Source organism: Bacteroidales bacterium (assembly GCA_016709865.1).
GTDB lineage: Bacteria > Bacteroidota > Bacteroidia > Bacteroidales > VadinHA17 > LD21.
The window spans coordinates 881,734-895,923 of the sequence record JADJLX010000005.1 but is presented as its reverse complement, the minus strand read 5'-3'; the positions used below and the strand labels follow the sequence as shown (position 1 = coordinate 895,923).

Here is a 14,190-nt window from a genome sequence, read left to right as displayed (position 1 = left end):
TTTTATATTCTTGTTACAAGTAATCTTTTGTACTCAAACCATTGCAAATGCAAGGACAAAGATATTACCATCTGTCGGATATGAAATCAGGATCAGAAACTATATTGATTCATTGAGGGTTATTGATACCCATGAACATCTTTTTACTCCGGAGATACTGAAAGGAAGTTATTTTCTTGATTTTATGCTTCTTTTTCAGCCGAACAGTTATGAGGACCTATTATCAGCTGGAATGCCTGATTCACTTTTTACCCCATTATTCAATGAACAGCATTCTCCATTGCAGAAATGGAGGATAATAGAGCCTTACTGGAATAATTCCTTCAACACTTCTTTTAACAGGAATATCCTTTGCAGTATCAGAAATCTTTATGGAATTAACGACTTGAATGAATCAACTGTAAGAATACTATCTGAGAAAATTGAAATAGCTTATAATTCCGTTTGGTTTGAAAGGATACTCAGAGATTCATGCCGGATAGATTTTGTAATTCAGGACGGATATAATATGAACAGAAAAGATGATTATTTCCGTTATGCAAAACGCTTTGATGACTGGATTCTTATAAAATCCAAGTACCGGATCGATTCGTTGGCTATAAATCAGCTTGATCCTATTTACTCGCTCGAAGATTTTGTTAAATCATTGAGGACCGCATTTGAAAAAGAGGTCAGGAACGGAATGTCAGTTGTTAAAATTTTTATTGCCTATTCACGTACTCTGAGTGCAGATAGAGTAGAAACAGAAGCTGCAAGAAAAATCTTTCGATCTCTTGTTAATGGTAACTCAGATAAAGTAATTTCATTCAAAGATGCCAAACCATTACAGGATTATATGTATTATCAATTGCTTAAACTGGCAAAAGAGTACAATCTGCCGGTTGCGTTCCATACCGGGCTGCAATCTGACAGCAAGAGCCTGATAACAAATTCCAATCCTGCTTTACTGGTGTCTCTGTTTAGAGATTTTCCTGAAGTTAATTTTGTATTATTTCATGGCAGCTATCCTTATGGTGGGGAGCTTTCTACATTGGCAAAGAACTATAGAAATGTCTATATTGATATGAATTGGACCTATGCTATCTCACCATCTTACAGCGAACAGTATCTTAATGAATGGCTGGAAACAGTTCCTGTGAGTAAAATAATGGCTTTCGGAGGTGACTGTATGGTGGTTGAAAATGTGTACAGTGAATTAAAAAGTGCCAAAAATATTATTTCAAATGTTCTGATAGGTAAGGTGAGGGATGGTTATCTGACTGAAAAAGAGGCAAAAACGATTGCTAAGATGATAATCTATGACAATGCTGCAAAATTTTACAATCTTCACTTAAAATGAAAATAGTACCAGAACGTATTCCCGAATTGCTTCTGCATATTCTCCTTTAATGTTGCCTGATTCTTCCTCTCATTAACATATGCACTGAAATACCGGTTAAAACGGTCCTGGGTTGCCGGATTAATAATAAGTCCTCCAAGGTCAGGAAGTGTCTTGGTACTGTTATAGTAAATTAATACAGCCTCCTCAATATGACGCGGGATATGGTCAAATCCGGAAGACTTCAGACTTTTAACATTATTAACAATGACTTCAACTTGTTTAGTTAGAAGAAGACCTGCCATATAATACTCTATTGCCCTTCTGTTGTCTGGTTGGCCTTCGAGTAAAAGAGGGATATTGTTTTGGGGTTCATTGAATTGTATAAAGAAACTAGTCTTCGGGAGGAGAGATAATCTGGATCCCAGATCCTGATCAGATTTGATAAGTTCCGGATTATCTGCCATTGCCTCATATTTCTTTGCCCATCGGCGGTAATAGATCGTCTTTTTCAGGATGCTTAAATATCTCCTTGCCATTTCATAGTCGCCGTTAATGAGGCTTGTTTTGGCAAGTAACCTTATATTCTGAGGCCGGTTGCCGTAAACAACCATCTCTTCATATGCCCAGCGATGAGCTTCATTTATAAGTCCTATGGAATAATAGAAATAGGCTCCCCTGTCGAGATGATCATCGCCCCAGGGTAATACAAGTGACCCTGCTGCAAAATCCTGACTCCCAAAAAACAACCTTTCACAGAGCTGATCGGTTTCTGAAAGGGCAATATTATAAAAATATTGTCCGATGAGATTTCTTGAAGGCTTCTTCTCATGCAAATCAATTGCTTCATTCCACTTCTCCGCGAACACCAGTCTTTCAAGCTCTATTACTCTGGCAGTCTGTGGATTGTATATATTAAACAGGAATAATGTTGTTAATGCATAAACTACTCCGATAGTAATATATGAGTATAGCTTCTTATTCAGTCTGCTCTGCTTCAGTTTGTTGGTCACCCGTGGAATCAGCGGATAAAATATTATGTACCCTGCAAGTATGAAAAAAAAGATTTTATATGAAGGATTAGCAAAAGCAGGGAACGGATATAAAGTCAATTGTTCAACTGTTTGCAGGAATAAAATTTTCCAGCCAATAAAAAATGAAATGAGCCCAAGTGCCAGCAATAAAAATGAATAAACAAATTTCTGTGTCCCTTTCAGATGTATAATGTTATGGATAGTATATAATGCAGCGAAAATCATTGCATATGCACCTGCTATATAGTAGAATAAAGGGAATAGTATCAGTATTAATATGCGGTGGAATATTCTGTCTGATGAAATCATGAACAGGTAGAAGACCAGAACCATCAGAAATCCAAGATTATACTCCATCATATGATAGTAATTTGCCTGCATAAGCAGCATAAGGAAGGAGGGGATCAGAAGAAAAACAAGTGAGTAGGTTATTCCGGGGATCAATCTTTTGTTAATGAAATATATGATAACTGCCGGTACAGTAAGAATAACAGATAGTATCAACGGACCAGAAAACCGGTCTGCATAGAACTGGGTAAGAAACTTTGCAGCATACTCAAGGAGACCGCCTGGTTTTAATAGAAATTTATGCAGGTATTCACCTGAAAACAGAAACAGCGACCGTGTTTCCTGAAAGACCAGAATATAGTTACCGGCAAGATAAAAATATGCAGATATAGAAGCCAGGAGAATACCCAGAACAATATACGCATCAGTGTTCTTTATGTTTTTAGAGTTATTCATTATGATCATTCATGAATTAACCTTTCATTACCATTCACAACTGTCTCTTTCTTCCTGCCGTTTGTTTCTTTTGCTGCATCCAGTGCGTCACCTGGTTTCGCTTTAATTGGTGATTGTTTTGAGGCCTCTAAGAAATCCCTCGGTGTCATTTTAATTTTGCCGGTCACGAATTCGGGAATATTGAACGATTCAAGCATCCGGTTATAAAGTGTGGGATCTTTCTGAGGCAGTACAAACTCTTTTCCCTGTTTACCATCAGGATCGATATGTGCAAAATGGGGTCTGGCACTTCTTCCATCAATTCTTTTACTGCTGAATACCAGCCATTTACCATTTGACGACCATGTGTGATAGCTTTCTGTCTTATCACTGTTTATATTCATTTTTTCAGCTAAACCGCTTTGCATATCAAGCAGATAAAGATCAGCTTCTTTATGCCATATAGGAAAAGTACCATAATCGTGAAGCGTGAAAACCATAAACCTGCCATCAGGCGAGATTCTTGGGAATGATGCACTCTTGCTTATTCCTGCTGCATTGAAAATGACCTCAGTATCTCCGAATTTCCTTGTATCGGGATCAAATGATTTTCGTGCAATATCGTAATGAGTATTTTCAATCTGTTCAAGTTCAGGATATGCACTGTTAATAACCTGTCGTGCCCTGCAGAAGTACAGGTATTTGCCATCAGGTGACCAAGATGGAAAAGTTTGAAGGTAGTTGGTTGTATCACTATCTGTTACAGTAATGATCTCATTGTTTTTTCTGTCGAATAAGATCAGGGATGAAACAAGATCGAATACCTCAATATATTTTCCCGGCTGGGAATAGAAACTCTGTCGCACCTGGTTGGAGGAGTATGCCATGAACCGGCCACCCGGATGCCATGATGGATATGTTGCTGTGCCAGGCATTGCATCTATTTTTGGATCAGTTCTTGTTATTTTCCCATCCTCTACAAAATAGGTTCCTCCAAGCGATCCGCGGATATGGATCATAAACCTGTCGGGACTGTTATTATTAAAAGAGTGGCAGTTTGCACAGTTTTTATCCATAATCTGGTTTTCGAATATCGAAGCTTCAGAAAAGCTTTCAACCGACCGCTGCATGATCTTTATATTCGACCAGCTGTAATAACCGGGATGAATGAGCCTGTAGACCAGGTAGGGATCAATTTTATCAGCAGATACAGCCATGTAAAAGGAATTAAATGCTTCCGATTTCTTTTTTCCTTTTTGTGAAGCGAAAACCTTTATTTTTATGGTGTCCCCGATGCTTTCTTCAAGAAGCTTTTTCCAGGCTTTTTCAGGAAACTTTATTATACCGTCGGATGAATTGATCTTAATCTGATTCCTTCCTGACCCGGCTGTTGCAATCACGGTGTATGAACTTCCTTTTTCTGTAACTGAGAAGTTCATAGGAGCTATGTTTGGAGGTATTGTTACATCAATATAATCAGGTAAAATATCAGGCTTCCGGTTTTCCGGCTCAGCATTTTTCGAAACATCTGATTCGCAGCTGTAAGTAAACAGTAATCCTGAGAACAATATTATTATGCTGAATAGTTTTATTACTGATTTCATATCTGTCTGCTGATCCGGGTCTCTTTTCCCGGCAATAAAGTTAGAATAAAATGGCTACCTGCTCTCAAAAATGATTCTAAATTACAGAACCTCATTTACCCTAAAAATATTAACCACAAAGGGCACTAAGGAATATTCACAAAGGACACGAAGTCCATTAGACACGGTTTTTCCTTTGTGTTCCTTCGTGATTCCTTTGTGTACTTTGTGGTTAATGGCTTTCATACTTAATAATTACAGTCGCATTTAACCTTTGGTAGGATGGTCTGACTCAGATTCATCTCTGTTAGCCGCATAGTTCTCTGGTCAGTGCATTTGTTACATTTTGTAAAGAGCCCCAGATCCCAGGTATCAGCGAAAACACGCCCCGATTTAAGGTTGATGCCATATTCTAAAACAGTTTCCAGAGATTGAATATCAGGAGGTGAAAAATCACCTCTCTTCTGCAAAATCTCCATTGCCCCGTTTCCTCCTCTGACAGGTATAACGGTACAGCATTCAACTCCTGAATTAAAAGCAAAATCAATTGATCTTTCTGCCCATTCAATTCCTTCCGTTTCTGTCATAAATGGCGGCCTCAGAAGAATAAAAGCCCTGGTCATTATTCTATTCTTAGTCAGAAAGTTGACTGTTTTGCTGAAATCCTCCGGTACCAGATGTTTGTTGAGTTTTTTCAGGACTTCCGGATTAACAGTCTCCAGTCCCAATGCAATATGAAGGTCAGGTTTGAGCATATCCCTGAATCTCAGACAGCCCTCATTAATCAGTTTAGGATGACATTCAACGATTACAGTTTCAAGTGTTTCTAAAAGTGAAGCTATCTTTTCATGATCTTTTTCAGGTATAGCCCTTTTATCGAAGAAACTCCCGCTGTTATATAATTTAACATGTTTTATTCCGGGCATTTTTTTTAAAGCCCATTCAATTTGTGCAGGTATGGCACCCTCAGGAACAGGATTGTCTGTTGTGTTTTTCCACAGATCGCACATCAGACAATGAAACTGGCATTCACTGTTGGTAAGAAAGATTATTCCTGTATCCTCAATCCTGCCAGATGCAGTTCTTTCCTTTTCTACCAGCCAGCCATATGGTTTGAATGGATCAACCGGGTTTTTGATTCCCCGGTTGCCTTTTATCCATTTATCATTTAAAGCGAATTCTGTATTCTCATTCATACTGCGAAAGAAACTCCTTCCTGTAAGTGATCTCTTTTAAAGGAAAGTGCTTGTCAAAATCAGATGAAGAGGCTGCTCCATGCTGGAACCGTCTTTTTTCAAACACCGGCATATCGAGTCCTGTGATGGCTTTTACTCCCTTTGAAACTATCTCTCCTTTAAGGTCATATAACTTTTTATGGTCCCAGTTGGTCATATCAATGTAGGGGATACCTTCCGAGATTTCAATAACATTTGGAAGAGTATATGGACTAAAACCTTCAAAACCTGCTATATCGGCGGTAGCAAATGAGCGCATATATCCGCGGCTTAGTCCTCCTGAGTAGGTTAATGAGTGTTTAATCGAATCAACTCCCCAGCCTTCGTGATAAAGCATCAGATTATTCAGTACACTTTTAATTGTCAGTTCCGGATTCTCCTCGATAGGGTAATCTTTCAGATTTTCATCACCGCCTTCACCATCAAGTATATATTTCCATTCAGGATAGCGTGAGCGGATGCCCTGAAGCAACGCAATGTTCATAGCTGCTGACTGGATATCAAGAGGTTTATAGTCTTCTACTGCTTTCACAGCTTTCTTCCAGTCGAGTGATGAATATTCAACTTCGATTGGCTCCAGGAACATCTCAAGATTAAGTGATCCCAGGAATTTTCTGGCCTGAACCAGGTCAGCCCCGCCACCGTCAATCGACAGGGTGAATGCTTTGAGCCTTGAAGGACTTTCCCCCAGCTCTTTTAGTGCATGATAGGTCAGAAGGAACACAGAACCACTGTCGATGCCTGCTGAAAAAGTGACTCCAACCGGACCGGTTTTAGCCCGGAACTGCAACCATTTCTTAATTTCTTCGTATACTATATTAATATACTCTTCCCCAATCTTACCGGTTGTACTGCTTTTATACTTATTCCGTTCCGGAGTGAAGAATCTTGTATACACAGGATTAGGATCGGGACAGCCAAGCAGTTCAATCTTTGTAACATAATGAGCGGGAGCCATCCTGGTATATGACGGGTGGAACTGATGATCGAGGCCTTCCTTTTTCAGGTAATCGAAGATGACGTCTATGCGCTCAGCAACGATAAGGTTCGGTCCTTCAGGACGCTTTGCAATAAAATACCGGATTGGTCTTCCGATAGATCTTGCCATCCTTATAGTTTTTCCTTCAACCGATACAAGCGCAAACTGTCCGTCTATACTGCGTACTGCCTCAGTGTTCCCTGACCGTACAGCCTCAACAGCCTCTTCATGAGTCATGTTGTATATTACATTCTTCTCCGGATTAGTAAGGTCTATTACCTTATTTACATATTGATTATCCATATTCCTTATTTTAATAATTATTTCATAATATTAAGTCTGATGTCTTGCGGTCTTGCGGTCTTGCAGTCAAAACACCTTTCACCTTTTACTTTTTACCTTTTACCTTTTACCTGTTCAGTTACCACTCCCTCTCCCTGTCTAATAACCACATACCTGTTCACCACGATGTTTTTAAACACCTCCTTTTTACCATCAGACCAAACGATCTCGAGCTGATCAATCTGTTTCTGCTGTCCCAGACCAATATGCATGCGTGGATCATTGTTTGAGAGATAACTGGTGGTCCACTGGTTAATAAGTACCTGTTTTCTACCGCCTGCAGTAACAGTTACTTTTGCTCCTATAGCAGGACCAATTCCATCTTTCCCAAGTAAGGTTATGCCAAGCCAGTTGTTCTTATTTCCGCCGTCATTTCTCAGTAAGGCTGCGGTCGCTGTTTTATCCACATGTGATATTATTACATCCAGGTCGCCATCATTGTCATAATCCAAAATAGCCAGTCCCCGGCCCGAACGCTTTACGGAGAAATACGGACTACTTTCCGGTCCTGCATTTTTAAATTTTCCTGTTCCGTCATTTTCGAGCAGCAGCGGCAACTGAAGTATCAGCTCTTCAGCAGTTCCATCAGCTGCAACAATATCCTGATCACCATCGTTGTCATAATCGAATAATACTGCTCCCCAGCTTCCTTTGCCTGCCATTTGTCCTGCTATACCACTCGATTCTGTAATATCTGTAAAAAGGCCGTTTCCCATGTTCCTGTACAAAGCTCCGTACTCAAGGTCAGTCACGAGCAGGTCGATCCATCCGTCGCCGTCAACATCGCCTAACGACCCGTGCATCGACCCTGTACCGACACCCTTGCTGTTAGCTGCCACACCGCTCTCAATAGCAACTTCTTTATAAACACCTTTGTCATTTCTGAACAGGTAATTGAAGTGATGATCGTTCGCCTGGAATATATCAAGATCGCCGTCATAATCATAATCGAAAACTGTCAGTCCCATGCATTTTGAATCGGGATAAAACAGGTTGTTTTTCTTTGTGACATCTATAAACCTGCCATCAGTCTGTTGTTCATAGAGCATCGATGCCTGTCCTTTATATTCAGAAGGGTGAGGCATGATACCCGGTCCGGCCGTCGAGACATACTTGGGATCAAATGCAAGAAAGTTACCTACCATTGCATCAAGGCGTCCATCATTGTTGTAATCCCAGAATGAGACGCCGATGCTCCACTTTGTAAAACCATTCAGTTTCCCGGGACCTGCCAGACCAAGTTCTGCGGTAATATCGCTGAAAGTGCCGTTACCGTTATTCCTGTAAAATACATTCGGTCCGTAGTTTAGCAGATACAGATCCTGATATCCGTCTGAATCAATGTCTATTGCTCCTGCAGCCATACTCCAGTGTTTATCCTCAATTCCAGCTTCCTTAGTGACATCAGTAAAAGTACCATCTCCATTATTCTTATAGAGCTTGTCGGGTGTATCTTTAAATACCTTACCATCAGGATCCGAAATGCCCTCAAGATACGTTCCGTTCATCAGGAACAGATCCATGAGCTTATCATTGTTGTAATCAAAAATAGTTATTCCCGATCCGCTGCTTTCAATGATATTTACATAGGAATAGTCTCCGAGTGTGTATTTAAAGTCAATTCCGGCTTTTTTTGTTATGTCTGTGAAGCTGACAGAATTTCTTTGAGCTGTGAGCAGCACGGGAAAACAAATGAGAAAGATGGATAACAAATAAGATCTTTTTTTACCACAAAGTACACAAAGTGCACTCAAAGGACACAAAGTTAAATCAATGATATTTAATTCTTTGTGACCTTTGTGTATCCCGATAGCTATCGGGACCTTTGTGTCCTTTGTGGTTAATGGATTTTTATTTCTTGAGTGCATTAAGATATCCTTCGTTAGTTACTACTCTTGTATTGTATTCCCTGTTATATTTCTGAAGTTCTGGACTGTTCGGATATGTATCCTTTTCAGAAGGAGGATAGCTTTTCATGCCATGGAAAGGCAGAGGGAGCACAGAATTTCCAAAAGCAGTATTTAAGTCTCCATCCTTAACCCAGCCGACACTGTTAATGAGAAAATCCCTTTTCCAGCCCGGTTTGAGTTCAGGCAGTGATTCTGCATCAAATTCAATTGAGGCTTCATCACCGGCATTGGAGATAATATATTTATTATCAGACGTGTAAAGAAGCGGCAGTACATCTCCATACCGTGTATAATTACCCGGAAGGTCTCTCCATTTTGGTTCAGTTTCTGTTTTAGAGTAGTCAAACCAGTGAGGTCCGTATCTGTTTCCTTTTCTGAAACTTTCTGAGAATCCTCTATAATGCAGATCAGCTGCTGTTGGTTCCATCTTAGTTGTTATAGTCATATTTTCTGCAAGCTTTTCAGAGAAGAAAATATAATCCCAATAGATCTCCATATTGGTTCTGATTCTTATTCTGTGGTCTGAAGTAATGAACTTACCTGTCAGGTCGGCAATTACAGTTTTATCTTTGCCCATCGGAAAACCGAGGTTGCTGATAACTGTTTCCCAATCACCTTTCTTATTAATAACCTGTATTACAGGTGGAAATACTTTAAGTTTATCAGTTTGAGTGAGAGCGTAATTGATACTCGCATCAGTCGGAAAGATCCAACCATTCATAAAGAGATGTAGCTCACCATTTTTGCCGGCATCTCCCGGATCAAGAATCAGTTCATTAACTTCTGTGATTCCCTGGTATCTCTCCGGTGTAAATCCTGAGAGATAGTTGTCATCTTTTTTTGAAATGAACTGAAGAACATCCTCTCCATTTCCATTAAAAGCAGATTCGGGTAATGTTTTTTCCTCAACCTGAATTATGTCCAGTCCGGTGAAGGGTGGGGGAGAGAACTGCTCTTTGACATAGATATCGGTCGACTCAGGATGATCAACTGCAACAAGCTGTAGTTTGTCGAGATAAATTGTTTCCCATAATTCAGAAGTAATCCTGATTGTATATTTCCCGTTTTCAGGTTTCATAACCTCTCCTGGAATCTTAATATAGTCATCGGAAGCATCGGCAAAAGCATAGGCTGTATTGCCTCCCATAATTCCCAGAGGCATACCCAGAGCACTTCTCCAGAGTATATCTTTTACGAAGACGTATTCATCTCCATCCCATGTGTAGAGGAACGGGCATGATCCCTTAAGTGTCTGGGCTTCAATAAGTGCCTGATCTGTACCAGGATTAAAAATATTCTGGGGAACACCATTTGTCCATGTAATCCTGATGATATCAGCCTGTGAACGGTTTCCCATACCGAAGTAGACATTGGGATCTGAAACAACTGTTGTCTGGTAAAGATCCCCGGCTCTCATCTCAACTTTCGCACCGATGCCGAAATGATTATTTTTTGCACTACCAGCCCTCAGGCCAAACAGTTTTATCTTGATATAGTGGTTATTATTGCCGCCATCGTTCCTGAGAAGGAATAGTCCGCCGTTTACACCGGTAACTGCGACATCAAGGTCACCATCGTCATTATAATCAAAAATTGCAATTTTGTTTCCTGATTTCACATCTTCAGGAAGAAGACGGGAGATATCGCTGAAGCTTCCTTTACTATCATTGTGAAACAGAAATAATCCTCTGCCATCTTTTTCTGTCGATTCTCCGGCAACAAAAAGATCGAGATAGCCATCGTTATCAAAGTCAAGGAAAGAAGCATCATAAGCTTTTAGGTTCTTAAGAGTGGCAAACATTTCACTACTTTCTTTAACTGGCTCAAAGCTTCCGTTGGTAAGATTTTTGTAGAGCATGTTTTCTCCCGGATTGACTGAAGTGATGAACAGATCAAGAAATCCATCATTATTATAATCTCCGGCGGTAATTGATGAGGAACCACCCTCACTCTTCAGTCCGCTGTTTTCAGTTATATCTTTAAATACGCTCTGCCGCTGATTCGAATAATAAATATTTGATGCATTTTTGTTTACGACGATAAGATCAATATCCTCATCTTCGTCAAAATCACCGAATGCTGCATCGCGGCTTATTGTGCCTTTAATATGCTCTCCCATCTTTCCGTTAAGTTCGAGGAATGTGCCATCCGCAGTATTCTGGAATTGTTGGTTTATATCTGATGTAAGTCTGTACAGATCAAGATCTCCGTCATGGTCCATGTCAAAGAAAAGAGAACCGATACCTGACTTTTTCCTCTCAGTTTTTGCTTCGGAAGATACATCATCAAATGTCCCTTCTGCTACATTCTTATAAAGAATATCACCTTCATCTTTTACAATGTAAAGATCAAGGAATCCATCATTGTCAAAATCGGCAAATTCTGCTGAAGACTCTTTCCCTTTATGTGATAAGCCTGCTTCTTTTGTGACATCAGTGAAAAGTCCCATTGAGTTTTTAAACAGGTAATGTTTATAGGATGAGGTTGATGGATCGAAACTACCTGCGTAGAGGTCAATGTCGCCATCACCGTCAAAATCTGCAGCTTCCACATGTGCCGACCCTGCAAATTCCGGATTCGCATTATCTGATGGCTGGACAATACCAAGTCCTGCAGATGCAGTTACATTGGTATATTTCATTACTTCGAGTATTGATCCGGTTTCACCCGACCCGAAGGAAGATTGCCTGTCGAAAGTAATTACCGGAAAGCCGATAAGCGATCCGCCCGGACCCTTAAGATCCATAATACCTGCCTGATATGGTGAGGTAACTTTCAGATAATTGTGGAAAATTGTAAAATTTAATATTGCCGTTTCCTTATCTTTTTTTCTCAGGGCTGGCAGTATTTTGTCATAATAGCCGGTTGCCTCTTTCGGAAACTCAGGAAACTGCTTTTTAATGATTTCCATTTGTTCCAGAGCCTTGTCGGTTTCTCCCTGGCGTATCAGAATATCTGTCAGGCTGAGATATGGAACAATATTGCCCGGAGCATTTTTTACCAAAAGCAATAGTGTATTCAGCCTGTTTTTAATGGATTCTTCATCAGATTCAAGTGAATAAAGTTCTGACAGGTCATAGAGGACCTTTATATGATCAGGTGCAAAAGTGAGAGCTTCATTAAGTTCCGTAATCGATTTTGCTTTCTCATTATTCATTCTGTATACTGTTGCCAGTATCAGTCGTATATCAGCATCTTTGGAATCTATGCTTATTGCTTTTCTGAGCTGCTTCTCAGCTTCAGGATATTTTCCCATCCGCAGATAGGTCAGTCCCAGATTGGCATAACCAAGTTTTTCTTCCGGCGCCAGTTTGATGAATTTCAGGAACTCTTTTTCAGCTTCTTCAAGATTGAATTCCTCAAGATAAGCAAGCCCAAGTGTTCTGGTAGTAGTCAGATCTGTCGATGATTGTTTATTATCGCCTGAATTTTTGCAGTTAAAAAGCATTGATACAGCGAGAATAGCAATCAGGATAATATGTAATTTTTTCATAATTCAAAAATAGTAAATATAGAGAATCAATTTACTCCCCTTGGGGCGTAAAGCCGTCAACCAAAGCTGTCAAAATAGAGTAAAATTGTGTGAGATTTAATACAAAAATGAATGTAAAGTGTTGAATATATGATATATAATTCTCCCCTCCTTTTGAAGGAGGGGTGGCCGCAGTAAAATGCTTGTTTATTTTCGTAAAGCTAATTTGCGGCCGGGGTGGTTGATTATTTATACCTGTTTTCATATTTTAGTATTCTGTAATTTTTCCCTAAAATCAACCACCCCGGCCGGGAAATATAACTTCGTAAAAGTCATATAATCAGCACTCCCGTCCACCCCTCCTTCAAAAGGAGGGGAGACTTTTCTATTCATTTTCATCCATCTCCAAAACTTAAGTTTACGGCTATGCCACTTGGAAAGATAAATAAATTTATTTCTAAGAATTACTTATTTATTTCTACAGGAACACCATTTTTTATTATCATCAGATGAAATGGCCCTTTCCTGTTACCTCTTTCATCAAACTGAATTGTTCCGGTTACTCCTTTAAGTCTGATATTTGCCATTGCTTCCTGCACTTTCTCACGGTCAGGAGATGCAGTTTTTACAGATTCAATTATCAGATTCATCCCATCATAGGCATACGCAGCAACTGACCCCGGTGACTGTCCGTATTTATTCCTGTACTTTTCTTTAAAGATCTTTCCCTCCGGAGTGAACCAGTGATCTGACGAGATTATTGTTATCCCCTCAGACACTGATAAGTTTTTCTCATTTAATTCATTCTCATCCATCAGGGACAATGTTCCGAAGGCAGGTATATTAGAATCTCTGAACTTGACGGCCTCAAAAATTTTAATTGAAGAGGAAGGCATTCCGAAAAGAAGAATGCATTCCGGATTTGAGGCAATAATTATATCAGCCATAGCTCCATAATCCAGATCAGCATTACTGTAGCTAAGCACAAAAGGACGAGGCTTGCCGTTTATTGTTATTTTATTAACAAAACTCTTAAATGCAAAATTCGAATCATAATTGTTTTCAGAAATTAGAGCTATTTTATTGAATTTATTCTTGTTATAAACCTCATTGAAAAGTACTTCAGCTTGCTGATTGTTGTTAGGTACACAACTAAAGTACCATGGAACAAAAGCCTGGGAGAGAGTCGGATCGGCTGCCCAAGATGACAGGAAAACAATTCTGGTCTTAGCAGTAGCCTGTTCAGCAAGATGTGCGTTTCTTCCGTCGTGAGAACCCATAATTGCCCAGACCTCTTCTTCAAAAATGAGTGAAACAGCCTCTTTGGAACCTGTTCCCCAGGGCCCCTCCATAGAGCGGATTTCAAGTTTGAATGGTATTCCGTTGCAGCCACCTTTAGCATTTGCTTCCTGAATTGCAATTTCTGCTCCGTTTATTGCTGCAACAGATTTTGTATCAGAAATAAGCAGTCCTATTTTGATTGTATCTTCTGAAATGATAGGTTCAGAACTCCGGCCGTTTATTTCCGTAGAATGAAACAGCACACAGGATACGAATATTAGAAATATGTATTTCATTCACAGATACTGGATCT

Annotated in this window: 8 protein-coding genes; 1 reads left to right on the top strand and 7 read right to left on the bottom strand. The window is 39.8% G+C overall.

Annotation, left to right across the window (positions count from 1 at the left end):
• Window positions 1-10 precede the first annotated feature (10 nt).
• Complete coding sequence (locus tag IPJ16_12340; protein ID MBK7627959.1) at window positions 11-1,339, top strand: amidohydrolase family protein; 1,329 nt, start codon at window positions 11-13, stop codon at window positions 1,337-1,339.
• Here IPJ16_12340 and IPJ16_12335 read toward each other — a convergent pair.
• The 7 genes from IPJ16_12335 to IPJ16_12305 form a co-directional block, all read right to left on the bottom strand.
• Window positions 1,327-3,096 (bottom strand): hypothetical protein, encoded by a 1,770-nt coding sequence (locus IPJ16_12335; GenBank protein MBK7627958.1) that lies wholly within the window; start codon window positions 3,094-3,096, stop codon window positions 1,327-1,329. The genes IPJ16_12340 and IPJ16_12335 overlap by 13 nt on opposite strands.
• 5 nt (window positions 3,097-3,101) lie before the next feature.
• Entirely contained in the window at window positions 3,102-4,679 is a 1,578-nt protein-coding gene (locus tag IPJ16_12330; GenBank protein ID MBK7627957.1) for a PD40 domain-containing protein, read from the bottom strand.
• A 227-nt stretch (window positions 4,680-4,906) separates the two neighbouring features.
• Window positions 4,907-5,854 (bottom strand): radical SAM protein, encoded by a 948-nt coding sequence (locus IPJ16_12325; GenBank protein MBK7627956.1) that lies wholly within the window; start codon window positions 5,852-5,854, stop codon window positions 4,907-4,909.
• Entirely contained in the window at window positions 5,847-7,175 is a 1,329-nt protein-coding gene (locus IPJ16_12320; protein MBK7627955.1) for an asparagine synthetase B family protein, read from the bottom strand. Before IPJ16_12320 ends, IPJ16_12325 begins: the two co-directional genes overlap by 8 nt.
• A 92-nt stretch (window positions 7,176-7,267) precedes the next feature.
• Entirely contained in the window at window positions 7,268-8,926 is a 1,659-nt protein-coding gene (locus IPJ16_12315; protein MBK7627954.1) for a CRTAC1 family protein, read from the bottom strand.
• A 139-nt stretch (window positions 8,927-9,065) separates the two neighbouring features.
• Complete coding sequence (locus IPJ16_12310) at window positions 9,066-12,617, bottom strand: VCBS repeat-containing protein (protein ID MBK7627953.1); 3,552 nt, start codon at window positions 12,615-12,617, stop codon at window positions 9,066-9,068.
• 443 nt (window positions 12,618-13,060) lie between these two features.
• The gene (locus IPJ16_12305) at window positions 13,061-14,173 is read right to left on the bottom strand and encodes an ABC transporter substrate-binding protein (protein ID MBK7627952.1); all 1,113 of its coding nucleotides are present in this window, start codon (window positions 14,171-14,173) and stop codon (window positions 13,061-13,063) included.
• Between the last annotated feature and the right edge of the window lie 17 nt (window positions 14,174-14,190).